The sequence below is a fragment of the Mycobacterium sp. IDR2000157661 genome, from assembly GCF_022317005.1.
Taxonomy (GTDB): Bacteria; Actinomycetota; Actinomycetes; order Mycobacteriales; family Mycobacteriaceae; genus Mycobacterium.
Genome location: NZ_CP081006.1, coordinates 468,506 through 492,862, shown reverse-complemented (window position 1 = coordinate 492,862; position 24,357 = coordinate 468,506). Strand labels below are relative to the sequence as shown.

20 protein-coding genes and 1 riboswitch are annotated in these 24,357 nt (G+C 67.1%); of the genes, 11 read left to right on the top strand and 9 right to left on the bottom strand.

Annotated features, from left to right (window positions below; genetic code table 11):
- The first annotated feature begins 25 nt into the window (after window positions 1–25).
- Window positions 26–430 (top strand): hypothetical protein, encoded by a 405-nt coding sequence (locus tag K3G64_RS03240; RefSeq protein ID WP_238888953.1) that lies wholly within the window; start codon window positions 26–28, stop codon window positions 428–430.
- Here the strand turns inward: K3G64_RS03240 and K3G64_RS03235 are convergent.
- Window positions 400–1,623 carry an NADH:flavin oxidoreductase gene (locus tag K3G64_RS03235; protein ID WP_238888952.1) on the bottom strand — a complete coding sequence of 408 codons (1,224 nt, stop codon included), beginning with the start codon at window positions 1,621–1,623 and terminating at the stop codon, window positions 400–402. The genes K3G64_RS03240 and K3G64_RS03235 overlap by 31 nt on opposite strands.
- Window positions 1,624–1,680: 57 nt before the next feature.
- On the opposite strand from K3G64_RS03235, the gene K3G64_RS03230 reads away from it, so the two are divergent.
- From K3G64_RS03230 to K3G64_RS03205, 6 genes are all read left to right on the top strand, one after another.
- Window positions 1,681–2,583 carry a bifunctional methylenetetrahydrofolate dehydrogenase/methenyltetrahydrofolate cyclohydrolase gene (locus K3G64_RS03230; protein WP_238888951.1) on the top strand — a complete coding sequence of 301 codons (903 nt, stop codon included), beginning with the start codon at window positions 1,681–1,683 and terminating at the stop codon, window positions 2,581–2,583.
- 74 nt (window positions 2,584–2,657) lie between these two features.
- A complete protein-coding gene (locus tag K3G64_RS03225; RefSeq protein WP_370647159.1) occupies window positions 2,658–2,888 on the top strand; it encodes a DUF3017 domain-containing protein in 231 nt (76 codons plus the stop codon).
- A 405-nt stretch (window positions 2,889–3,293) separates the two neighbouring features.
- Complete coding sequence (locus K3G64_RS03220) at window positions 3,294–4,652, top strand: hypothetical protein (protein ID WP_238888948.1); 1,359 nt, start codon at window positions 3,294–3,296, stop codon at window positions 4,650–4,652.
- 34 nt (window positions 4,653–4,686) lie between these two features.
- Entirely contained in the window at window positions 4,687–6,072 is a 1,386-nt protein-coding gene (locus tag K3G64_RS03215; RefSeq protein WP_370647158.1) for a glycosyltransferase, read from the top strand.
- 22 nt (window positions 6,073–6,094) lie between these two features.
- On the top strand, window positions 6,095–8,008 hold the full coding sequence (locus K3G64_RS03210; protein WP_370647157.1) for a hypothetical protein: 1,914 nt from the start codon (window positions 6,095–6,097) through the stop codon (window positions 8,006–8,008).
- A 10-nt stretch (window positions 8,009–8,018) separates the two neighbouring features.
- Window positions 8,019–9,752, top strand: coding sequence for a hypothetical protein (locus tag K3G64_RS03205; RefSeq protein ID WP_238888946.1), 1,734 nt, complete (start codon window positions 8,019–8,021; stop codon window positions 9,750–9,752).
- A gap of 40 nt (window positions 9,753–9,792) precedes the next feature.
- Here K3G64_RS03205 and K3G64_RS03200 read toward each other — a convergent pair whose 3' ends face one another.
- The 3 genes from K3G64_RS03200 to K3G64_RS03190 are packed head-to-tail and all read right to left on the bottom strand — an operon-like array spanning window position 9,793 to window position 12,997.
- Window positions 9,793–10,518 carry a class I SAM-dependent methyltransferase gene (locus K3G64_RS03200; protein ID WP_238888945.1) on the bottom strand — a complete coding sequence of 242 codons (726 nt, stop codon included), beginning with the start codon at window positions 10,516–10,518 and terminating at the stop codon, window positions 9,793–9,795.
- On the bottom strand, window positions 10,515–11,651 hold the full coding sequence (gene metX / locus K3G64_RS03195) for a homoserine O-acetyltransferase MetX (protein ID WP_238888944.1): 1,137 nt from the start codon (window positions 11,649–11,651) through the stop codon (window positions 10,515–10,517). The genes K3G64_RS03200 and metX overlap by 4 nt, the downstream gene beginning before the upstream one ends.
- Window positions 11,651–12,997 (bottom strand): bifunctional o-acetylhomoserine/o-acetylserine sulfhydrylase, encoded by a 1,347-nt coding sequence (locus K3G64_RS03190; protein ID WP_238888942.1) that lies wholly within the window; start codon window positions 12,995–12,997, stop codon window positions 11,651–11,653. The genes metX and K3G64_RS03190 overlap by 1 nt, the downstream gene beginning before the upstream one ends.
- 42 nt (window positions 12,998–13,039) lie before the next feature.
- A riboswitch (SAM riboswitch) is annotated at window positions 13,040–13,162 on the bottom strand.
- 192 nt (window positions 13,163–13,354) lie between these two features.
- Between K3G64_RS03190 and K3G64_RS03185 the strand changes: the two genes are divergently transcribed.
- Entirely contained in the window at window positions 13,355–15,610 is a 2,256-nt protein-coding gene (locus K3G64_RS03185; protein ID WP_238888940.1) for an NADP-dependent isocitrate dehydrogenase, read from the top strand.
- Here the strand turns inward: K3G64_RS03185 and K3G64_RS03180 are convergent.
- Together K3G64_RS03180 and K3G64_RS03175 are read right to left on the bottom strand one after the other, a co-directional pair.
- Entirely contained in the window at window positions 15,607–16,443 is an 837-nt protein-coding gene (locus tag K3G64_RS03180; protein WP_238888938.1) for an alpha/beta fold hydrolase, read from the bottom strand. The genes K3G64_RS03185 and K3G64_RS03180 overlap by 4 nt on opposite strands.
- 56 nt (window positions 16,444–16,499) lie before the next feature.
- On the bottom strand, window positions 16,500–17,549 hold the full coding sequence (locus K3G64_RS03175) for an alpha/beta hydrolase (RefSeq protein WP_370647080.1): 1,050 nt from the start codon (window positions 17,547–17,549) through the stop codon (window positions 16,500–16,502).
- A 48-nt stretch (window positions 17,550–17,597) separates the two neighbouring features.
- Here K3G64_RS03175 and trpS point away from each other — a divergent pair, with 48 nt between their 5' ends.
- Both trpS and yhjD read left to right on the top strand, forming a co-directional pair.
- Window positions 17,598–18,614 (top strand): tryptophan--tRNA ligase, encoded by a 1,017-nt coding sequence (gene trpS, locus K3G64_RS03170; protein WP_238888936.1) that lies wholly within the window; start codon window positions 17,598–17,600, stop codon window positions 18,612–18,614.
- 41 nt (window positions 18,615–18,655) lie between these two features.
- Window positions 18,656–19,696: an inner membrane protein YhjD gene (gene yhjD, locus K3G64_RS03165; RefSeq protein ID WP_238888935.1), complete on the top strand. Its 1,041-nt coding sequence runs from the start codon at window positions 18,656–18,658 to the stop codon at window positions 19,694–19,696.
- Between the two features lie 45 nt (window positions 19,697–19,741).
- On the opposite strand, the gene K3G64_RS03160 is transcribed toward yhjD, so the two are convergent.
- Entirely contained in the window at window positions 19,742–21,025 is a 1,284-nt protein-coding gene (locus K3G64_RS03160) for a cytochrome P450 (RefSeq protein WP_238888933.1), read from the bottom strand.
- A 71-nt stretch (window positions 21,026–21,096) separates the two neighbouring features.
- Here K3G64_RS03160 and K3G64_RS03155 point away from each other — a divergent pair, with 71 nt between their 5' ends.
- On the top strand, window positions 21,097–21,990 hold the full coding sequence (locus tag K3G64_RS03155; protein ID WP_238888931.1) for an IclR family transcriptional regulator: 894 nt from the start codon (window positions 21,097–21,099) through the stop codon (window positions 21,988–21,990).
- Window positions 21,991–22,015: 25 nt separating this feature from the next.
- Here the strand turns inward: K3G64_RS03155 and K3G64_RS03150 are convergent, their stop codons facing one another.
- Together K3G64_RS03150 and K3G64_RS03145 are read right to left on the bottom strand one after the other, a co-directional pair.
- Window positions 22,016–23,236, bottom strand: coding sequence for a D-alanyl-D-alanine carboxypeptidase family protein (locus K3G64_RS03150; RefSeq protein WP_238888929.1), 1,221 nt, complete (start codon window positions 23,234–23,236; stop codon window positions 22,016–22,018).
- Window positions 23,237–23,321: 85 nt separating this feature from the next.
- On the bottom strand, window positions 23,322–24,314 hold the full coding sequence (locus tag K3G64_RS03145; RefSeq protein ID WP_238888927.1) for an SMP-30/gluconolactonase/LRE family protein: 993 nt from the start codon (window positions 24,312–24,314) through the stop codon (window positions 23,322–23,324).
- Window positions 24,315–24,357 lie beyond the last annotated feature (43 nt).

The window sequence follows — 24,357 nt, the reverse complement described above, 5'->3', positions numbered from 1 at the left end:
CGTCGATTCGTGGTCACCATGGTTCATGGTCTCTCGATCGCCGGTGGTGTTGACCGCAGCTCTTGCCGTATCGACGTTGCTGGCGCCGACCGCAGGCGCGCAGCCGGGTTCGATCGACGACCGCGGGTTCGTCGACACCGCGGCGCGCTGTGACGGGTCCGCGGCGAGCGTTGCGTTCGGCCGCACGGAGTACGCGCTGATCGCGATCTGTCGGGAGGCCGGCGGCTACGAGTACCGCGGGGTGCGGCTGAGCGACGACGCACTGTTGTCCGCGACCGCCGTCGAGACCGCCGACGGTGTGTTCACCGTCGAGAACGACGACGTCACCTATACGTTCTCGGCGAAGGAACTCGCGGTCGCCGAGAACGGCGAACTGGTTCGCGCCGACCCGATGGTGGCCTACATCGAGCCGAGGCGCTCGGGAGGGTAGCCCGGCGATCCGGTCACCACACAATGGGTGTGGCTGTAGATGGTGGCCATGCACTGGTTGCAGTGGTTGCACACCGACCGGATGGAACGCGCGTCGCCGTCGGCCTGGATCCGGTTGATCAGGTCGGGTTCGGCGAGCAGCGCGCGGCCCATCGCGACGAAGTCGAAGCCCTCGGCCATCGCGAGGTCCATCGTCTCGCGGTTGGTGACGCCGCCGAGCAGGATCAGCGGCAGCGTCAGCTCCTCGCGGAACTTCTTGGCGTCGCGCAACAGGTAGGCCTCGCGGTAGGGGTACTCGCGCAGGAATTTCTTGCCGGTCATCCGTATGCCCCACCGCAGCGGCGGTTTGAACGCACCGGCGAACTGCTTGATCGGCGCGTCGCCGCGGAACAGGTACATCGGGTTGACCAGCGAGCTGCCCGCGGTCAGCTCGATCGCGTCGAGCCCGCCGTCCTCCTCCAGCCACCTGGCGGTCTGCAGCGACTCGTCGAGCGAGATACCGCCGCGCACGCCGTCGGTCATGTTGAGCTTGGCGGTCACCGCGATCGGGGCGCCCGCCCGCTCGACCGCACGCCGCACCGCCATCATCGTGCCGCGGGCGACCTTCGCGCGGTTCTCCAGTGAGCCGCCGAACTCGTCGTCGCGGCGGTTGATCAGCGGGGACAGAAACGAGCTGGCGAAGTAGTTGTGGCCAAGATGAACCTCGACGGCGTCGAAGCCGGCCTCGATCGCGCAGCGCGCCGCATTCGCATGGGCGGCCATGATGTCGTCGATGTCCTCGCGCGTGGCCTTCCTCGCGAAGCGCATCGACAGCGGGTTGAAGAAGCGCACCGGCGCGTACGCCCTGGCCTTGTTCGAGCGGGCGTTGGCCACGGGCCCGGCGTGACCGATCTGGGCGCTGATGGCCGCACCCTCGGCGTGGATCGTGTCGGTGAGCCTGCGCAGTCCTGGCATCGCCTCGGGCCGCCACCAGATCTGCTTGCCCTCGGTGCGCCCGCCCGGGGACACCGCCAGGTAGGCGACGGTCGTCATCCCGACCCCGCCCGCGGCCGGTAGCCGGTGATAGGTGATGAGGTCGTCGGTGACCAGGGCGTCCGGCGTCGCGGCTTCGAACGTCGCGGCCTTGATGACCCGGTTGCGCAGCGTCACCGGGCCGAGCTTGGCCGGGGTGAACACATTGGGCTGAGTGTTCATAGGAGGCAGCATGCCAGACTGTCTTCACTGGCGAGCGAAGCGACGGGAGGTTTTTGCGTGGGTGCGATCACATTGGACGGCAAGGCCACGCGCGACGAGATCTTCGTCGACCTCACCGAACGCGTCGCGGCGCTGACCCAGGGCAATCTTGGCGGCTCGGCTGCGGCGGCGGGCCGCACGCCCGGGCTGGGCACGGTGTTGGTCGGCGACGACCCCGGCTCGCACGCCTATGTGCGCGGCAAGCACGCCGACTGCGCGAAGGTCGGCATCAACTCGATCCGGCGCGATCTGCCCGCCGACATCAGCCAGTCCGAGCTCGACGCGACCATCGACGAACTGAACGCCGACCCGGAATGCACCGGCTACATCGTCCAGTTGCCGCTGCCCAAGCACCTCAACGAGAACGCCGCCCTGGAGCGCGTCGACCCGGGCAAGGACGCCGACGGCCTCCATCCGACGAACCTCGGCCGGCTGGTGCTCAACGAGCCCGCCCCGCTGCCGTGCACTCCGCGGGGCATCGTGCACCTGTTGCGCCGCTACGAGGTGGAGATCGCCGGCGCGCGCGTCGTCGTCATCGGCCGCGGGGTCACCGTCGGCAGACCGCTGGGCCTGCTGCTGACCCGGCGCTCGGAGAACGCCACGGTGACGTTGTGCCACACGGCGACTCGTCACCTGCCGGAGCTGGCCCGCGAGGCCGACATCGTCGTCGCCGCGGCGGGCATGCCGCACATGGTGACCGCCGAGATGGTCAAGCCCGGCGCGGCAGTCGTCGACGTCGGGGTGAGCCGCGACGAGAACGGCAAGCTCGTCGGCGACGTGCATCCCGGCGTGTGGGAGGTGGCCGGTCACGTGTCGCCGAACCCCGGCGGCGTCGGCCCGCTGACCCGCGCGTTCCTGCTCACCAACGTCGTGGAACGCGCGGAGTCGCTGGCCGCGATGAGCGCGCACGCGACGAGCTGACCACTCACGACGTGACCCCTAAGGAGTTCGCGCGCAAGGTTTTTGCGGGGCAGTGGCCGTTCTGGACGGTCGGCCTGATCTTCCTCGCGGCGTTCGGTCTGGTCGTAACCGGCTACTGGCGCCGCGGCGCGCTCGTGATGGCGATCGGCGTCGGGGTTGCCGCGGCGTTGCGGCTGGCGCTCAGCGACGAGCGCGCGGGACTGCTCGCGGTGCGCAGTCGCGGGGTCGACTTCGTGACCACCGCGACCGTGAGCGCCACGATGCTCTACATCGCGTGGACCATCGACCCGCTGGGCACCGGCTAGCCCCGACGGATGCCGCTTGTCGGCAACCGTGACGACTAATCATCCGCTATGTCAGTTTTTGTGGTTGAATGAACAGTCTAGCGAAGCGAATTCTTCCCTATGTAAACGCTTGACCATCCGAGCCGCGGTGGGCCTTCATTCTTAGCGAACCGAATGACGGGGGTCCCCACGTGCGGCGCCACCCCACCAGTTCGCTGCGCGCGCCACGCTCGCTGTGCCGGGCGGACGAGCGCGGAGGACCGCCGGTAGCCGTGCAGGCACGTCGAACTCCGTCGTCGCCGCGATTCGGGTCTGCTCGTGGTTGATGCGATCCCCGTTCGCGACGCGGTAAGCCGGTCGATCAAGGTTGTCACCGAGCCGAGTCTTAGGCATGGCATGGTCGGCTTCTGGCCACGCATCTGTGCAGTGGCTTTGCTGTTCATTGTCGCGTACGCACCGACGTACGGCGAGCTGCTGGCCGCGTCGTTTGCAGGGTCCCGCAACGCAATTCTCGTCATCCTGCCGTTCGTCATCCTGCTGTGTGCGGCCGGATACCGTGAGCCACCCTCCGGCGTCGCCGACGGCGAGTCCGATTGGATCGTCGCCGCCATGGTCGCGGCGCTCGGCGTGGGCCTCATCGTGGTGACGGAACGTCGCTATCCCACTTCTACGGGCCTGTGGCGGGTCGATCTTCTCGGCGCGGTGCTCTGGGTGATCTGTGTTGCGCTGATCTTGTTCGGGATTCGGCACACGGTGAGGATGTGGCCGGTATGGGCGATCGCATCGATCTGCGCAACGCCCCTGCCCTATCTCGTCGCCACGGCCACGCTGGGCGGATCCGATGACCTCTGTGCCGTGGTCGCCACGGTCGTCGGCGCGGTCGCCGTCTTCTTCGCGACCAACCGGTGGCAAGTGTCACTCCGGATCCTGACGACGGTGCTGTGCCTGGTCGCCGGATTCGGCTCGGCGGTCCTGCTGAGCGGGGCGGTGACCCTTGGCGGGATCGTGCTCGTGACCGGCGCGGCCGTGCCGGTGCTGATCGTCACGGTGACCGTCGTTCTCACCGGACGAGCGGGTCGCCGCGGCGCGGTCGGTGCATCCGGGCACTTTCCCCGGGTGACCGCGCGAATGCTGGTCGCACTGACTGCACTGGCATGCCTGGTCCTGGTGTTCAATCCGTCGATCGCCGCTGCCCCGACGCCGCAGGCCGTGCGGAGCGACTGGCTTCAGCGTGCGGGCACCGTTGACGCGGGGGAGTTTCCCTTCGTCACCCGTTTCCTGGGCCCCGATTCGAGTTTCCGGCGCTACCTGCTCCCCGCCTATGTCGACGCCCCCTCGGCAGCAGTCGACGTGTTGGCTTCGAAGAATTCCGCTGCGCTGCGCGACTACATCGACGTGGTGTGGTACCCGGTTCGGCGGCCGGTGAGCTACCGAGCTGTCGATTCAGGCGCGAACCCGCAACTGCCGCAGGGGATTCGCGAGGCCCACACCAACACCGACTCCGCCACCACCAGCGACGACACCGACTGGTACGCCCTCACCTGGGTCTGGCGTACGGCAGCCGAGTACGAACAGATCACGGTCATCGTCAACCAGACCAGCATGACGTCGAACCCGCCGCCGAGCCCACAGCCGCTATCATTCGGCGCCACGATGCTGGATCCGGCACTGAAAGCGATGGGACAGCAATCCGATTCGGTCGGCGAGGTGCCCGCCTCCGTCCGTCGGCGGGCCTACGCCGTAGTCGACATCTTGATGGCCGCAAGTGATTACCCCAGAGGCTGACGACTACGTTCCCGGCACCTGGCTGTCGAGTCACCTGTCGGCGCGCGCGCTCCTCAACCCTCGGTCCATTGCCTGGCTGGCGGCGCTCTGTCTTGTGCCTGCGGTCTGTTTCGCGGTGGCGCCATCGCTTTTTTTCGCGCTCCTGACGCCGAGTATCGTGATCGCTTACCTCGCTTCGATACTCGATCGCAATTGGTTGCTGATCAAGGGCATTCGATCGTCACCGATGGTGGTTGTCGATGACGCTGAAGCCCGTGCGATGCCGGACGCCGGGCTGCCGCTCTATACGGTGCTGCTACCGGTCTACGACGAACCGGAGATATTGGAGAACCTGATCGACGGCGTGGGCAGATTGGAGTACCCCAAGGCCAAGCTGGAGATTCTGCTCCTGGTCGAAGACGATGACGTCGCGACGCAGGAGGCGGTGCGCGACATCACCGACAACTCCGTTCGGGTGGTCACCGTTCCGCACAGCCTGCCGAAGACCAAGCCCAAGGCGTGCAACTACGCGATGCGTACGGCGGGCGTCAGGGGCGAGATGATGACGATCTACGACGCCGAGGACGTTCCGGAGCCACTGCAACTTCGTAAGGCCGTGGCGGCTTTTCGCAGACTGCCCGCCGACGTCGGTTGCCTGCAGTGTCGGCTCGGCTACTTCAACGAGCGTCAGAACCTGCTGACCCGTTGGTTCTCGATGGAATACGACCAGTGGTTCAGGCTGATACTGCCCGCGGTCCAGGCATCGAACTGCGTCGTGCTGCTCGGGGGCACCTCAAGTCACCTGCCCACCGACGTGTGGCGCGATGTGGGCGGCTGGGACGAGTTCAACGTCACCGAAGACGCGGACCTCGGAGTTCGGCTGGCACGGCACGGGTACCGCACGTTGATTCTGGACTCCGAAACCCTCGAGGAGGCCAATTCCGATGTGCTGAACTGGGTTCGGCAGCGTTCGCGGTGGTACAAGGGTTATCTGCAGACGATGTTCGTGCACTTGCGCCATCCCGCGACTCTCCGGCAGGAGATCGGGTTCAAAGCCACTCTCCGGCTGATCAACCTGACCGGAGCGGTAACGATCACCAACTTTCTCAACCTGTTGTTCTGGCTGGTCATGGCGATGTGGGTGGCGGGTCGTCCGGAGTTCGTCAGTGTTCTCTTTCCCGCGTTTCCGTATTACGTCAGCCTCGCCTTGTTATTTCTGGGTGCGCCGATCTCCATCTACGTCGGTCTTCTCGTCATCAACAACCTGGGTAAGCCCTGCCTGTGGTGGGCCGCGCTGCTGGCGCCGATGTACTGGCTGCTGCAATCGGTGGCCGCGGTGAAAGCCGTGTACCAGTTCATCTTCCGACCTTCCTTCTGGGAGAAGACCGTGCACGGCCTCTCCGGACAGAGTCGACCGGCGGTCGAGGTGGGAGGGCCGTGAGTTGAGGATTCTCTCCCGCGTGATGAGAGCGTCGGTTTTCGCCATCGTCCTGCTCGCGTCCGGCGGCGCGGCCGCAGCGCTGGCCCAGCCCGATTTCGGTATCGCTGATCCGGCGCCGGGGACCACGCAGATGGGATGGTCCCAACTCGGTTTGTCCGACCGCCTCGTGCTTCTGGGCTACAACCAGGCCGGCGATGTCGAGGTGCCGGTCCCGCAGGGGGTCACCCCTGCGCTCGTCGCCGGGCAGATCGGCTCGGTGGTCAACGTCACGACGGGCAAGGTGGACGTGCTCGACGGCCGCGGAGTCGCGCTGGCGACGATTCCGGTGCCGGCGGACGGCGCGACCGAGCCGTTCCTAGTGGACACGTCCCAAGCACAGGTCACCGACGGGAGGGTGGCCTTCAGCTTCGTGCTGCGCGGTGACGACGGGGACGGGTCTGAAAGGAGCTGCGGCCAGTCGCCGTCGGTGACGCTGACTCAGTTGGCCGTGACGTTCTCCGGCGATGCGCCGAATCCCCGTGTAGTCGCGGATTTCCTGCCGGGCTATGTGGACTCCATATCGATCTGGGTGGGGCGCAACCCATCGCCGAGCCAGCAACAGGCCGCCCTGAACCTGGTTGCAAAGCTGACGAACCTGTACCGGCCCATTCCTGTCCGGATTGACGTGAGCACTGCCGCTGAACCGCCTCGTCCCACTGACACCAGCACCAGTCGCGTGATGGAGATCCGTGAGGGCGGACCTGCTGGACTGGAAGTGGCGAACGGTGGCACGCCCGCCGCGAGGCTGGTTATCTCCGGCCAAGGGACAGCTCTGACCCGGCAGATCGACATCTTCGCCGACCGACGAATCCTGTTGGCCCAGTCCCAGACTGCTTCGGTCACCGCCGTGTCGGACCTGCTCGCGGGCTCGACCGAAATTCTGACATTCGCGCAACTCGGCATTGGAGCAAAGGCATCGGTGCTGGGCACCACGATTCTCTATGCCGGCTTCGATGCGAGCAGATTCGCAGTCGGATCGGTCCAGGAAGCCAAGGTCCACCTCATTGCCCAGTACACCGCCGTCGAGTCCGGGACGGGGTCGGTCATGATCAGCTCCGGCGACGCGGTGCTGGCCTCGCGCGCCCTGGATCGGTCCGGTGCCCTGGATCTGGTTCTCGAGCTGCCCACCGGTGCGATCGCGTCGAATGTCGGCCTGGCGCTGGAGATTCGATACTTTCCCGACAGGGATTGTCCGCCTACGACGGACAGAATCACCTTTGCGCTGGATCCTCGATCGACCATCTCGGTGAAACCCGGCAGCGCGGACGGACGGAGCGGATTTGCGGCGTTGCCGATGGCGTTCACCCCTGATTTCGATGTCGCCGTCGAACAGCCGGATCAGATCCGCTATGCCGCACGTGCCATCAACCTGATCGGTCAACAAACGGGGTACACGCTGAGGCCGAACGTCATCCCGATCGGCGAGGCCACCGCGTCGGAGGAGGGGCTGCTGCTGGTCGCCGGCGGCGAGGCGCTGCGACAGGCCGGATTGGATCCCCCAGTGCTGCCAGTGGGCGGCGCAGCCGCCACCATCGACGGCAACCCGTTCACCGACCTCGTCCTCGGCGGGGCGTTGGGCGTCATTCAGATCTTCTCCGACAACGGGCGAACGGTGCTGGCGATCAGCAGCAACGGCGGCACCGAGCTACTGGACCGCAGCTTCGACTACGTTTCTGCGCTCGAGGGCAGATGGGCCTCGATCGCCGGTGACGTCGTGGCCACCGGCGCCAATGCGGACACGGTGAACCTGACGATCCGTACTTCGCCGCCACCGCGGCGCCCCAGCGCCGGCTGGAGATGGTGGACCTGGACCACCGTCGCGGTCGGCGCGCTGGCGGTCGGCGCAACCGCGACGGTACTGATCGTCCGGCGACGAAGATCCAACGTCACGGGCTGATGCCTTGGTAGTGGCGATCGGCATCGCCGAGCACGACTCGAGCGTCGGGGCGGGGCAACCGCCACCCCGGGGGTCGCGCTGGGGCCCGGTCGCCCAGTTCACGGCGCTGGCGGTGCTGTACTTCGTCGTTGGGGCTGTTCTCGCCATGCGCTACAACATCTTCGACGGCGACGGTTTGAGCCGGGTGGCCAACGCCGGTTACGTCGTGCTGAGCAGGGATCCTCACCTCTCGGCCATCGGGTTTGTATGGAATCCCTTGCCGAGCTTGATCGAGATTCCCCTCGTGCCTCTGTCTCGGTGGTGGCCGGAACTGCGGACCTTCGGCCTCGCGGGCGCGGTTCAGAGCTCGCTGTTCATGGCCGGGTCGGCGATGATGGTGCGTCAGATCGCGATCGACCGGTCAGTTCCCAACGCCTACCGGCTGATAGTGGTCGGCTGCTTCGCACTGAACCCGATGATCGTTCTGGTGGCTGCCTTCGGGTTGAGTGAGGCCGCAACCATGTTCTGCGTTCTGTGGTGTGCCCGCCACCTGCTCCGGTGGGTCGGCTCCATGCGCACCACCGACTTGGCCGGTGCGGGACTCGCTCTGGGTGTCGGCTACCTCGCCCGCTACGACGTTCTGGCGACCGCTGCCGGGGTGGCCGTCTTGGTGGCAGCGGTCGCCTATCGGCGGTCCGCGCGGGAAACGCGCACACAATCGATGCTTGTCTGCAGCATCATCGCCGTGTTTCCCACGGTCATGGCGGTCACCATCTGGGCGGTCACCAGCTGGGTCATCAGCGGTGAGCTGTTCGCGACCGTTACATCGGTGTACGGCAATGCGAGTCAGGTCGAGGTCGCACGCATGCGCGGCGGAGAAGCGGCGTTCACCACGGGTAACTGGCGGCTCATCGCAGCGCTGCTGTGGGCTATGCAACCCTTCGCCGGAATAGCGGTCGCCGTCGCCGTCGTCGCCGCCGCGTTGACCAGAACCGCCGACACGCTCGTCCCGGTCGCCACATTCGGCGCCATGCTGGCATTCGTGGTGTGGGGGCAGTTCACGGGCAACACGTTCAACCTGTTCCGCTATTACCTGCCGGCGATCCCGCTGGTTCTCGTAATCGCGCTGGCGCTGTGGACCACCACCAGCGGCCCACCGCGGTGGCGGCGCCTGGAAAGCCGGCTGAAACGGCTCGGCGTCGTGCTCGTGTGTGCGTCCGCCGTCATAGGCGTCCCCGTCACGAGCCGGTCGATGTTCAATGCGAACCTCGGGGTGCGACAGCAGTTGGCCGCTGTCACATCGCTGTTCGGCGGTGGACAGGATGCATATGCGCAACCGACTCGCCGGATCGGCTACGACGACCGCTTGGTGGCGCGCCATCTCGACAGGAAGAACCTTCCGCCGGGGTCGGTCCTCATGGACACCTCCACCAGTTGGCTGGTCTGGTTGGCCTCCGAGGACCCTAAACAGTTCGTGATCACGAGCGACTTCGACTTCACCACCGCACTGAACCGTCCGTGGGACATGGGCGTGAAGTACTTCGTCATCAGTAACCCGCGGTCGTCAGCGGCGAGCGCCATCCAACTCCGGTATCCGACGATGTGGGCCGACGGCGCCGGGATCGGCGAGCTCGCGTTCCAAGTCGACGGCACCAACAACGAGCACAGGTGGCGGGTGTACCGGGTGGTCGAGCCGACCCCGACGGCTCTGGCGCCTCGGCTCAGGGTTCCACCGGCGACGCCGATCGGCCAAGTGCCCCGCTGACCCTTGCGGTCGCCCCTCAGCGCGGAGTCGGGTGCAACGGCTAGGACAGCGTCGCGCGGATGCACACGGTGACGTACGGCAACGCCAGCCCGGTCGAGTTGGCCAGTGCCGGATGGGTGGCCAACAGCTCGCGCACCCGGTCCAGCGTCCTGGTGCGCACCCGCTCGGGGGAGGTGATGCAGTAGCTGCGGGAGGCGACAAGGTCGATGAGCGCCTGCGGTGTCAGGTAGCTCGTCCACTCGACCTGGTGGCGTTCGACTCCGGTGAACGGCTCGGGCAGCATGGTCGACTCGTTGACTTGGGCATTCTCGTGGCCGATGATGCGGCCGAGCTCTTTGACCCAGCCCAGCCGTTCGTCGCGGGAATTCCACACCAGGCCGAGTCGGCCGCCGGGCCGCAGCACCCGCGCCACCTCCTTGACCGCGCGCTCGGTGTCGAACCAGTGCCACGCCTGGGCCACCAGCACGGTGTCGACGCTGTCGTCGGGCAGCGGGATCTCCTCGGCGGTGCCCAGCAGCGCCGGGGTGTCGGGCAGCGACGTGGTCAGCAACTCGAGCATCTCCGGTATCGGGTCGACGGCGTAGACATCGAGCCCGCGTTCCACCAGCCGGGTGGTCAACTTGCCGGTGCCGGCACCGAGATCGAGCACCTTCTGCGCGTAGGACGGCAGCAACCAGTCGATCGCCTCCGGCGGGTACGACGGCCTGCCGCGCTCGTAGGCCGCGGCTTCGGCACCGAACGACAGCGAGCGTTGCTGGGTCGTCATCGGCGAGACGCCAGCTCCAGGGTCTGGCGGATCAGCTTGTACACCGCCTCCGTCTCGACCAGGAACCCGTCATGTCCGTAGATCGACTCGACGACGTCGAGCCCGCGGCAGTTGGGCAGCAGCTCGGCCAACTCCTGCTGCAGCCGCAGCGGGTACAGCCGATCCGAGGTGATGCCGCCGACGACCACCGGCACCGGGCAGCCGCGCAGGGCGGCCTCGACACCTCCGCGGCCGCGCCCCACGTCGTGGCTCGACAACGAGTCGGTCAGCGTGACGTAGGTGCCCGCGTCGAACCGGGCGACCAGCTTGCGGCCCTGGTGCTCGAGGTAACTCTGCACGGCGTAGCGACCGCCGGTCCCCGGATCCTCGGCGCCCTGCGGATCGTTTGCGAACCGGGTGTCGAGCTCCATCTCGCCGCGATACGTCAGGTGCGCGAACCGCCGGGCGATCTCCATGCCGGTGTCGGGAGACAGCCCGGTGCCGTAGTAGTCGCCGTTCTGCCAGTTCGGATCCGACTTGATCGCGGCGACCTGCGAGCACTGGGTGCCGATCTGGTCGGCGGTGGCACGGGCCCCGACGGCCAGCACCAGCGCGGAACGCACCTTGTCGGGGTGGCCGACGATCCACTCCAGCGCGCGGGCGCCGCCCATCGAGCCGCCCACCACCGCTGCGACCTCGGTGATACCCAGCGCGGCGAGCGCGGCGATATCGGCCTGGACCTGGTCGCGGATTGACACCGCCGGAAACCTCGACCCCCACGCCTTGCCGTCCGGGTGTAGCGAACCGGGACCGGTCGAGCCGCGGCAGCCGCCGAGCACGTTGGTCGCCACCGCGCACCAGCGGTCGGTGTCGATCGCGGCGCCGGGCCCGGCAACACCGTCCCACCAGCCGCCGGTCGGGTGGTCGGGCACCGCAGGCCCGGTGATGTAGGAATCACCGGTCAGCGCGTGCAGCACCACCACCACGTTGTCGCGGGTCGGCGACAGTTCACCCCAGCGCTGCACCGCGATCGACACGTCGTCGAGCACCGTGCCGTTCTCCAGTGTCAGGGGGCCGATGTCGACGACACCGATCTCGCCCTCGTCGGGCAGGCTCACCAATGGCACGTCGGCTTCCACGTCGAAGATTGTCATCAGAACGCCGCTGTGGTGTTCGGATCCGCGGCGTCCGCCGCGCTGAACGGTTTCGCCGCGGCGAAACCCTGCTCGAGGTCGGCGAGGATGTCGTCGATGCCCTCGATGCCGACCGCCAGCCGCACCAGGCCGGGCGTGACACCGGTGGCCAGCTGCTCCTCGGGCGAGAGCTGCGCATGCGTGGTCGACGCCGGATGGATCACCAGCGAGCGCACGTCACCGATGTTGGCGACGTGGCTGTGCAACGTCAGCGCGTTGACGAACGCCTTGCCCGCGTCGACGCCGCCGGCCAGCTCGAAAGCCAGCACCGCACCGGTGCCCCTGGGCGCCAGCTTCTTGCCGAGCTCATGCCACGGTGAGCTGGGCAGCCCCGCGTAATTCACCGAGATGACGTCGTCGTGGCTGTCCAGGTACTCGGCGACGCGCTGCGCATTCTCCACGTGACGTTCGACGCGCAGGCTCAGCGTCTCCAAACCCTGCGCGATCAGGAAGGCGTTGAACGGCGACGCCGCCGAACCCAGGTCGCGCAGCAGCTGAACACGCGCCTTGAGCGCATACGCGGGCGGGCCGAGTTCTGCGAACACCACCCCGTGGTAGCTCGGGTCGGGGGTGGTGAATCCGGGGAACTTGCCGTTCGTCCAGTCGAAGTTGCCGCCGTCGACGATGACACCGGCGATCGCCGCGCCGTGGCCGCCCAGATACTTGGTGGCCGAGTGCACGACGATGTCAGCGCCGTGGCTCAGCGGCTGGATCAGGTACGGGGTGGCGATCGTGTTGTCGACGATCAGCGGCACGCCGTTGTCGTGGGCCACCGCGGCGACCGAAGGAATGTCGAGCACATCGATCTGGGGGTTGGAGATGGTCTCGGCGAAGAACGCCTTGGTGTTGGGCCGCACCGCGGCACGCCAGGAGTCCATGTCGTCGGGATTCTCGACGAAGCTGACCTCGATGCCGATCTTGGGCAGCGTGTAGTGGAACAGGTTGTAGGTGCCGCCGTAGAGCCGCGGGCTGGAGACGATGTGATCGCCGGCGTTGGCGAGGTTGAGGATCGCGAAGTGCTCGGCGGCCTGCCCGGAGGCCAGGAACAGCGCGGCCACGCCCCCCTCCAGCGCCGCGATGCGCTGCTCGACGACGTCGGTCGTCGGGTTCATGATCCGGGTGTAGATGTTGCCGGTCTCGGCGAGCCCGAACAGCGCCGCGGCGTGGTCGGTGCTGTTGAAGGTGTATGACGTGGTCTGGTAGATCGGCAGCGCCCGCGCGTTGGTGGCGGCGTCGGGCGTCTGGCCGGCGTGGACCTGCTTGGTCTCGAACGCCCAGCGAGTGGTCGAATCTTCCGGCGTGCTCATGCGAAACGAACCTCCATCTGTGTCTGGGGGCCCGTCTCAACGGACCCGCGCTTGCCGGTAACCGCCTGTCAGCGGGTACTCAACCTGGTCATCACCCGGGGCACCCCACCGCGGTTGGAGGGTTGCCGGCCAGCAAGCCGGGGCTTGTCGCTGGCGCTCATGACCGGAAAGAAGAGTAACCCACGTCGGCGGGAACGTGCCAGCACGGGGCGTTCACTCGTTGCCGTCGCGAGAGCGACACCGTGGTCAACCGCCACCCCCGGGGCGGGCGTAGCGTCGTGTTCGTAGCGATACTGATAGCTGCGCCACACGCGGAGCTTTGCGAACCTGACCCAGACCGAGCCGGGAGAACGCCATATGAGTGACGAGCAGCCGACCATCATCTATACGCTCACCGACGAGGCGCCGCTGCTTGCGACCTACGCCTTCCTTCCGATCATCCGCACCTTCACCGAACCGGCCGGCATCGACGTCGAGACCAGCGACATCTCGGTGGCGGCGCGCATTCTGGCCGAGTTCTCCGACCGCCTCGACGACAACCGGCGGGTGCCGGACAACCTGGGCAGGCTGGGCGAGCTCACGCACGCTCCGGACACCAACATCATCAAGTTGCCAAACATCAGCGCTTCGGTGCCGCAGCTGCTGGCCGCCATCAAGGAGCTCCAGGCCAAGGGCTACGACCTGCCCGATTACCCGGGCGACCCGAAGTCCGACGAGGAGCGCGAGATCAAGGAGCGCTACGCCAAAGCCCTCGGCAGTGCGGTCAACCCGGTGCTGCGGCAGGGCAACTCCGACCGCCGCGCACCGAAAGCGGTCAAGGAGTACGCCCGCAAGCATCCGCACAGCATGGGTCAGTGGTCGCAGGCGTCGCGCACACACGTGGCGACCATGCGCGGCGGCGACTTCTACGCCGGCGAGAAGTCGATGACGCTCGATCGCGATCGCAAGGTCAAGATGGTGCTGACCACCAAGGGCGGCGAGGAGATGGTGCTCAAGCCGGAGGTGGCGCTCGACGAGGGCGACATCATCGACAGCATGTTCATGAGCAAAAAGGCGCTGTGCGAGTTCTACGAACGCGAGATGCAGGACGCCTACGAGACGGGCGTGATGTTCTCGCTGCACGTGAAGGCGACGATGATGAAGGTCAGCCACCCGATCGTGTTCGGCCACGCGGTCAAGGTGTTCTACAAGGAGGCGTTCGCCAAGCACGAGAAGCTCTTCGACGAACTCGGCGTCAACGTCAACAACGGCATGTCCGATCTGTACGACAAGATCGAGTCGCTGCCCGCCTCGCAGCGCGAGGAGATCATCAACGACATCCACGCCTGCCACGAGCACCGGCCCGAACTCGCGATGGTGGATTCGGCGCGCGGCATCACTAACTTCCATTCGCCCAGCGACGTGATCGTCGACGCCTCGATGCCGGCGATGATCCGGTTGGGCGGCAAGATGTACGGCGCCGACGGGCGCACCAAGGACACCAAGGCCGTCAATCCGGAGTCGACGTTCTCCCGGATCTACCAGGAGATGATCAACTTCTGTAAGACGCACGGCCAGTTCGACCCGACGACGATGGGCACCGTCCCGAACGTCGGCCTGATGGCGCAAAAGGCCGAGGAATACGGCAGCCACGACAAGACCTTCGAGATTCCCGAGGACGGCGTCGCCGACATCGTCGACATCGACAGCGGCGAGGTGTTGATGTCGCAGAACGTCGAGACCGGCGACATCTGGCGCATGCCGGTGGTCAAGGACGCGCCGATCCGCGACTGGGTCAAGCTGGCCGTCACCCGGGCGCGGGCCTCGGGCATGACGGCGCTGTTCTGGCTCGACACCGAACGCCCGCACGAGGTCGAGCTACGCAAGAAGGTCAAGGAGTACCTCAAGGACCACGACACCGAGGGCCTGCACATCCAGATCATGCCGCAGGTCTGGGCGATGCGGTACACGCTCGAGCGGCTCGTCCGTGGCCAGGACACCATCGCCGTGACCGGAAACATCCTGCGCGACTACCTGACCGACCTGTTCCCGATCCTGGAGCTGGGCACCAGCGCCAAGATGCTGTCGATCGTGCCGTTGATGGCCGGCGGCGGCATGTACGAGACCGGCGCGGGCGGTTCGGCTCCCAAGCACGTGCACCAGCTGGTCGAGGAGAACCACCTGAGGTGGGATTCGCTCGGCGAATACCTCGCGCTCGGCGAGTGTTTCGAGGATCTCGGCCGCAAGACCGGCAACAAGCGCGCGACCCTGCTGGGCAAGACGCTCGATTCCGCGATCGGAAAACTGTTGGACAACAACAAGAGCCCGTCCCGCAAGGCCGGTGAGCTGGACAACCGGGGAAGCCAGTACTACCTGGCCATGTACTGGGCCCAGGAGCTCGCCGAGCAGACCGATGACAAGGAACTCGCCGACCACTTCGCCGATCTGGCCAAGAACCTGGCCGAGAACGAGGACGCGATCGTATCCGAACTCGCTGAGGTGCAGGGAAGTTCGGTCGATATCGGGGGCTATTACTATCCCGACGCCGAGAAGACCACCGCCGTGATGCGGCCCAGCAAGACGCTCAACTCGGTGCTGGAAGGCGCGACGGCTGCGCCGGTGACCGAGCTCTAGCCGCCCAGCGCGGTCTGCGGCGGTGAGGTCGCGTACCGGTCGACGAACTCCACGATCACATCGGCGATCCGGCGCGGCGCCTCGAACATCGGGATGTGCCCGACGTCGTCGAGGTGCGTGATCTCGGTGGTCTGCGGTAGGTGGTCGGTGAAATGGCGGGTGAACCGCGGATGCGGAAGCACGCGGTCCTTCTCGCAGATCACCAGATGCGTCGGGCACTTGCCTTCGGCGAGTTCGAGCAGGCCGGGCAGCAGCAGCGCCTTGAGCAGCAGCTGGTAGTACGCCGGGCAGTGCGTGACGTCGTCGATGATGACGAGCAGATCCTCGTCGCTCAACCGGTCCGAGCCGGCGCTGATCGGCACGTACGCCAGCTGGCGGATGAACGGCAGCCGCAACGCGCGCGGACCCAGCACCTTGGCGCCCAGCCACACCGGAAAGCCGGCCACGAACTTGCCGACGATCTCGAACTTGACGGGGCTGTAGTGGTGCCAGCCGCCGGCCGGGGCGATGCCGGTCAGCGTGCGGGCCCGGCCGCGCCGCTCCAACTCGAAGGCGACCCAGCCGCCCAGCGAGTTGCCGACGATGTGGGCGGTGTCCCAGCCCAGCGCGTCCATGCGGCGTTCCATGTCGTCGGCCAGTTCGTTGGTGTCCAGGAAGAACCGGCCCTTGACGCCGCCGTTGTGGCCGGGCATGGTCGGCGCGAGTACCTCGTAGCGGCCCGTCTCGGCAACCATCGGTGCGACGTCTTTCCACACGTTCTGAGACATCATGAACGGGTGTAGCAACAGCATCGGTTCGCCGGATCCGGCGTGGATCGGTGCGCGTTCGGTCATGTAGCCCGACATTAAGGCGATACCGCCGGTACCGCAAGTAGGCCGGCGCCAGCCGGTCAGTTCGTCGGGCAGCCCTCGCGGTTGGGGCCGTCGAGCGCCTGCGGGGCGTTCTCGATCGCCTGGTGCACCACGTCGAACACCCGCGGATCCCACGTCAGCGCGGTCTGCCAGTCCAGACCGGCCAGATCGGACACGTAGATGCTGTGCGTGTCGTCGAAGGTGTGACACCGTCGGTGCGGCAGCACCGGGTCGCCGACGCCCTCGGCCAACGCGCTCTGCAGGGCGACCAGGCCGTCGTTGGGCCAGACGGTCGGATTCGCCTGACCCGCCCCGGTGAATCGCTTGCCGCCGATCAGCACCACGGGGATGTCGTCGAGCACCCCGGATTGGAACTCGTTCCAGCCGTCCTCGCCCATCAGGAACGCGCGGTTGACCTCCCGGCCGGAGCCGGCCATCAGTTCGATCACCCGGTCCTTGAAGGTCTTCATGGCGTCCTCGCAGAACCGGTCGCCCTGACAGACGGTCAGCGGCACCAGCCCGTTGGCGTAGTCCGACAGGTAGGAGCCCTGCCAAGGCGTGCCGATCGTGGTCAGCGAACGGACCTTCACCGGCGCGTCGGTGGTCGCCAGCACCCTGATCGCGGCCCGGGAGTACAGCCCGCCCATCGAGTGGGCGACGAAATCGACCTCGGCGATGCCCTTGTCGGTATGCAGCCAGTTCAGAAATCGGCCCAGGTGTTCACCGGCGGTGTCGATGCTGCCGGTGGAGTTGACCGTCATGTTCTCCGGCAGCGTTACCGGACACACTCCGAACGCGCCGAACCCCGTCTGGTCGACGACCTGGCCGCGGCCCGCCATCGCCGGCGAGGTGTAGACCGCATAGCCCTTACCCAGCAGGTACTCGCGCAGCGCGGTGTCGGTGTTGCCGGCCGCCAGACCGGTGGCGCAGGCCTGGTCGGGGCCGGTGAACGGACTGGTCGCATCTCCGCCGGACACGATCACGACAGCCGTCGACGCGGGACGCTGCTCCTCGGGGGAGTCGGCGCCACAACCGGGCAGCGTCGCCAACGCGGCCGTCACGGCCCCGAGCGCCAGGAAACGTCGCACGAAGCAGGATGCTAGACCCGGTCGGCCGCGTGACAGGATTGATCCATCATGAACACGCCCTCTCGTCGCGTCGTCTTCTCCGGCGTGCAACCCACCTCCGACTCATTGCACCTCGGCAACGCGTTGGGTGCGGTCCAGCAGTGGGTGGGTCTGCAGGACGACTACGAGGCGTTCTTCTGCGTCGTCGACCTGCACGCGATCACGATCCCGCAGGATCCCGACCAGCTGCGGCGCCGCACGCTCGTGACGGCGGCGCAGTATCTGGCGCTGGGCGTCGACCCCGCCCGGGCGACGATCTTCGTGCAGAGCCATGTGCCCGCGCACACCGAACTGGCCTGGGCGCTGGGCTGTTTCACCGGTTTCGGGCAGGCCTCGCGGATGACCCAATTCAAGGACAAGTCCCAGAAGGAGGGCGCCGAGGCCACAACGGTCGGGTTGTTCACCTACCCCGTGCTGATGGCCGCCGACGTGTTGCTCTACGACACGGACGTGGTGCCGGTCGGCGAGGACCAGCGCCAGCACCTCGAACTGGCCCGCGATGTCGCGCAACGCTTCAACTCCCGGTTCCCGGACACCTTCGTGGTCCCCGACGTGCTGATCGGCAAGGAGACCGCCAAGATCTACGACCTGCAGGACCCCACATCGAAGATGAGCAAGTCCGCGGCCACCGAGGCGGGACTGATCAGCCTGCTCGACGATCCGAAGTTGTCGGCCAAAAAGATTCGCTCGGCCGTCACCGACAGCGAGCGTGACATCCGTTACGACCCCGCGGCGAAGCCCGGCGTTTCCAACCTGCTGACCATCCAATCGGCCGTCACGGGCACGGACATCGACAAGCTGGTGGAGGGGTACGCCGGCCGTGGATACGGCGATCTCAAGGCGGACACCGCCGAGGCGGTGGTCGAGTTCGTCGGCCCGATCAAGGCCAGGGTCGACGAATTGCTCGCCGAAGCGGGCGAACTGGAATCGGTGCTGGCGGCAGGCGCCGCGCGCGCCCGCGAAGTGTCTGCCGGCACGGTGAAGCGGGTATATGACCGGCTGGGTTTTCTTCCGTCGCGCGACTGACCCACCCGGGAGGCTGGGATGACACTCCGGCGGAGCCGGAAATGAGGCCGGGGCCGGCCGAACCGGACGACGACAAGCCGGGCTTGCTCGAGCGCCTTCGCGCGCGGTACGCGTGGTTCGACCACGTCATGCGCGCCCAGGGGCGCTACAAAGAAAGCAAGGGCGACTTCTACGCCGCGGGCATCACCTACTTCACGATCTTCGCGCTGTTCCCCCTGCTGATGATGGGTTTCGCGGTCGCAGGGTTCATCCTGGCCAGTCAGCCCGAGTTGCTGGCCGAGATCAAGGAGCGCATTGAAGCCGCGGTCTCCGGCGACGTCGGCACCCAATTGGTCGAGCTGATGGACTCGGCGATCGAGTCGCGCACCTCGGTCGGCATCATCGGCCTGGCCGCCGCCGCGTGGGCCGGCCTCGGGTGGATGGCGAATCTGCGCGAGGCGCTGAGCCAGATGTGGGGTCAGGCGCGGCAGGAGCCGAAGGGATTCGTTCGCACCAAGCTCTCTGATCTGTTGGCGATCGTCGGCTTCTTCCTCGCGATCGTGGTCACGGTCGCGCTCACCGCGCTGAGCAGTTCCGGGCTGGCCCGCAAGGTCGTGGAGTGGGTTGGGCTGCAGGATGTTCCGGGCATCAGTGTGATCCTGCGAGTGGTTTCGATCGTGATGTCGCTGCTCGTCACCTGGCTGCTGTTCACCTGGATCATCGCCCGACTACCGCGGGAATCGATCACTTTCCGCTCCGCCATCCGGGCCGGTGTCCTCGCGGCGGTTGCCTTCGAGGTGTTCAAGCAGGTGGCGTCCATCTACCTGCGCTCGGTGGTCACCGGACCCGCCGGGGCGACGTTCGGTCCGGTGCTGGGCCTGATGGTGTTCGCCTACATCACCGCGCGGCTCATACTGTTCGCCACCGCGTGGGCGGCGACGTCGGCGGAGACCATGGCCGCCGCTCCGGTGCCCCCGCCCGCCGGTGCACAGATCACGCCGCGGGTGCAGGTCCGCGAGGGGGTCGGGGTGGCCGGAGCGCTGGCCGCAGCCGCTGCGGGAGCGATCGGCGCGTTGGGGCTTTCGCGTCTCCGGCGGCGTTAGGGCGCCGGTCGCCGATTGGGGCCTTGTGGTTGTTGGTTGGGCTGTTCAGGTGGTGTCCGGCCGGCGCGACGTCGCGGCGGCGATGGTGGCGCAGTGGATGGTTTGCGCGCTGGTTGGTGAGCACCGATCGAAGGTGACGGGCAGTGTGTTCGGGCCACGCAGTGTCGGGACAACCTGGCTGGTCACCCTGACTTCGGCGCCTTCGGCAAGGCGCAGATTGGGCAGCCGCTCCAGCAGCAGCCGCATCGCGGTCGTGAGTTCGGCGAAGGCCAGCCAGTTGCCGATGCAGCTGTGAGGACCCTGACCGAAGGCGACCAACGGCGTCGCGCGCCGAGTGACGTCGAAGGTGTCCGGGTCCGGGTACACCGACGGGTCGCGGTTCGCGGCGTTGATGGCGAACACGATCGGCGTCATCGCGGGGATATCAATGCCTTGCCACCTGGTGGCTTTGGGGCATACTCGCGGCAGCGTGCCCACTGGCGCCTCCCACCGCAGCGCTTCCCAGATCGCATGGTGGATGTGCTCGTCGGGATCAGAACGCACCAGTTCCAACTCTGCTGGATGGGTCAGTAGGGCGGCGAGAACATTGCCCATTGCAAGCATGGTGGTGTCCGCACCCACCGGGTACAACAAGCGGATGAAGGACAAGATCTGTTCATCGTCGAGCCGGTCACCGTCGTCGGTCGTCTCGGTGGCCAAGCGCGAGATCATGTCGTCACCTGGATTTCGGCGTCGCGCCGCGACGATCGGGAGTACATACTCGGTGAGCTCGTTCGCGCACCGCTTGGCCTCGTCGGGTTCGATGGCGTAGTGCAGCAGTCCCTGTGCCCACCGGTATACGGTCTTTTCGTCTTCGATCGGAATGCCGAGCATTCGGTTGTTGATCAGCAGGGAGAAGCGCTGTGTGAACTCCGGAACCAGGTCGGCAACGCCACGATTCGCGAACCGGTCGATCAAGTCATTGACGACCGGTTCGATAATCGGTGCTATGTATCGCCCAACATGGCTGCGTCGCAACGGCGTTGACACGATGGCCCGATTGACGCGGTGCTCACGACCGGTCATGCATTGGATTGTCCGACCCCAGACTGGTGCGGTGGTGAGCGAATAGGCAGCCGACGAAGGAAACCTCTCCTCGTCCCTGAAACCGGCCGCGACAAGTTCCTGGGTGAGCAACAGGACGGCCCGCGTTCCTGCGAACCGGACGATCGCGTAGTCGCGGTTGCGGCGCAGCGCAGCCATGACCGCGTGTAAGTCGGGTTGATCGTCCAGTGCGAAATCGACGCCGTCCATGTCGGCCGGCGGCAGGGTGGCGGCAACGGCACTCACATCGATTCGCTTTCCGACTATTCGTACCATACTGTACGAATATCTGTTGTCCGATGACGTTAGGAGCCATCGTGACCGGTGTCAAGGTTGTCGCGGCCTCGACTTCACCTCCGACACAGCGTGTGGTCGCCGTAATCGAGTTCCTCACCGTCCGCGATCGGCCGCATTCGGCCGCCGAGATCGCCGACGGGCTTGACCTGAGCCGGTCGACAGCGGGAGCGATCCTCTCCGAACTCGACCACAAGGGCTGGGTGATTCGGCAGCCTGACCTGACGTACCGGCTGGGGCCCGCGTTGATCGCGATCAGCGAGCGGGTGCGCCCGGCGCTGCCGCACCCCGCCGAAGTGGACGCCGAGCTGGACCGCCTCGCCGAGAGGGTCGGCTGCGCGGTCGGGCTGAGCACCGTTCACCGCGACCAGATGATCGTCGTCGCCGTTGCGATCGGCTCCGGCCGGATTCCCGCGGGCATCGCTTCCGGGACACGGGTACCACTGGCTCCGCCCGCCGGAGCGGCGACGGTCGCATATGCCGACACGGCGATGCAGAAAGCCTGGCTCGCCCGAGGGGCCCGGGAGGACCACGCACGGCTGGCGCATCTGCTGAACACGATTCGCGACACCGGCGTGGGGATATGGGGTGTCGGCGCGGCGAGCATCGATACCGTCGACGTCATCGCCGACGTGGTCAGCTTTCTGTCCGACAGCCCGGCCGGCACCGGTCTCCGCGACCGAGTGGCGCAGCTGCTCAGCAACCTCAACGGCATGCCGTACACGCCGGAAGAGCTCGCGGTCAACGACGATCTGCCTGTCAGCGTGCTGACCACGCCGGTCTTCGATTCAGGGCGTCGCGCCCAGTGGGAATTACAGATCGGTCCATTCCGTGCAGCGGTGCCGCGCAAGGAACGCGAGCGTTATGTCCATGAATTGACCTCGACTGCAAGGCGACTAACGGAGCACCGGGGGTAGTGGACAGACCCGAACGGAGCCCGCTTTAGGGCGCCGGTCGCCGGTTCAGTGACCGCGCGCCCATGATGAGCATGAACACGATCACGGTGCCGACGACCGCGACCCCGACCCGCACCGGCATCGCGTCGACATCGCCCAGCAAGGGTGCGGCGGTCGCGGCCGTGTCGGCGGAGTCGGTCGCCGGCCTACCGGTCAACGACGGATCGGGCTCGATCAGCGTGCCGATCTTGGTGCCGGGCGCAGTCGCGAAACCGTAGTCGAGCAGATGGGCGGCCTGTTCCCACGGGGCGATCGGCTGGCGGGTGCCCTTGAGCAGCACGGCGACCAGTCGGCGGCCGTTGCGTTCGGCCGCGCCGACGAAGGTCTGGCCGGCGTCGTCGGTGTAGCCGGTCTTGCCGCCCAACGCGCCGGGGTAGTTCAGCAGCAGCTTGTTGTCGTTCTCTATCGGGTAGCCGACGTCGCCGCGACCGGGGAAGTCGAAGTGTTTGGTGCCGACGATGTCGGTGAAGATCGGGTTCTGCCAGGCGTAGCGGTAGAACAGCGCCATGTCGTAGGCCGACGTGCTCATGCCGGGGCCGTCGAGACCCGACGGTGTCGCGACCCGGGTGTCGTGCCCGCCCAGCTTCTTGGCGAGGTCGTTGATCTTGGCCAGCGCGGTGTCCACGCCGCCCATCTGCATCGCCAGGGCGTGCGCGGCGTCGTTGCCGGAGTACATCAGCAATCCGTGCAACAGGTCATTGATGGAGTAGTGGCCGTTCTCGCCGACGCCGACGCTCGTGCCTTCCTGGGCGGCGTCCTCGGCGGTGCCGGGCACCACCTTGTGGATCGGCAATTCCTTGATGGCCTGCATCGCGGTGAGCACCTTGACGATGCTGGCGGGGCGGTGCCTGCCGTGTGGGTCCTTGGCCGCGATGACGTCGCCGGTTTCGAGGTCGGCCACGATCCAGGCCTCGGCCGAGACGTCGGTGGGCAGCGGCGGCGTGCCCGGAGCCGTGATGACACCGCACCCGCTCAGCGCGTCACCGCCCAGCGGCGTCGCCGGGACCGGCAGCGGCGCAGGCGGCGCCTGGCCTGGTTTGGGCACCTCCGAGGCGTCGACCGCGGGTGGCGTCACCTCACGGTACGGGCAGGTGCTGCCCTCCGGTGCTGCGGGCGGCTGGGCGCTTGCCACGGCCGGAACGGTGAGCAAGAGCAGCGCCGCTGCCAGTGCGGCAGCGCGCCGGGACGATATCCGGAGGTTCGCCATGGTGAGCGCAGACTAAGCCGTCCGGCGGCCGTTTACGCGGAGGCGCGCTGTGACTGATGTGACTGGAGTGACAAAGGTTCCGGCGTCAGGGTACCGGGCAGTGCGCGACGGCAGGCGAGCCGATGCAGCCCATCCACAGCCGGCCGTCGGCCTCGACCAGTCCCGTCACCATGCCGAACGCCGGATGCTCGGTGTGCAGTCCGTTGACCACCTCACCGCTGTCGGGGTCGAACGCGACGGCCCACACCTCCGGCTTGATCTGGGGCTGCAGGCGGTCGGGCAGCTTCCACACCAGCTTGCGCAGCAGGGGGGCACTGGTCGCGAGTCGCTCGGCGGCGGCGTTGACGGGGGAGACCATCGCACACCAGATGCGGCCGTCGGCGCCGGTGGAGAGGTTGTCGGGATGCCCGGGCAGGTTGACGCGCAGCGGCGTCACCGTGCCCGCGCGTTCGCCGGTCAACCAGAACTTCGACAGCCGCCGTCCCATCGTCTCGGCGAACACCAGCGCCGACCCGTCCGCGGTCGGCGTCACGCCGTTGGCGAAGTAGAGACCCGCCGCGACGGTGAGCACGGTGCCGTCGGCGTCGCGCCGGAACAGGCTGCCGCGCGGCCGCGCCTCGAGCACGGCGGCCTTGAAGTGGGCGTAGCTGAACGCACTCGTCGACTCGGTGAAATAGATTGTGCCTTCCGGTGATTGGGTGACGTTCGAACAGAACATCAGCCGCCGGTCGTCGACCTCGCCGACCAGCGTCTCCAACGCGCCGCTGCCCGGGTCGAGCGCCAGCAGGCCGCCGGGGCTGGTGCACACCAGGATGCGCCCGTCGTGCGCCACATGCATGCCCAGCGGCCGGCCTTCGGTTGTGGCGATGACGGACGCGGTCCCGTCGGGTGTGATCCGCAGGATCCGGCCGTCGTCGACGCCGGTCCAGATGGCGCCGTCGCCGTCGACCACCACGTCCTCTGGGGCATGGCCGGGCAGCCCGATGACGGTCAGTTCGGCCGGCGGCAGATCGGGCAGCGGATCGACAGGCGGCGGCTGCCAGCGGACGGGATCGATCGACGGCTTCCTAGGGGCCATTTCGCTCCTCGTGTGCGCGGTGACTTCGTCGGCACCTGCTCGA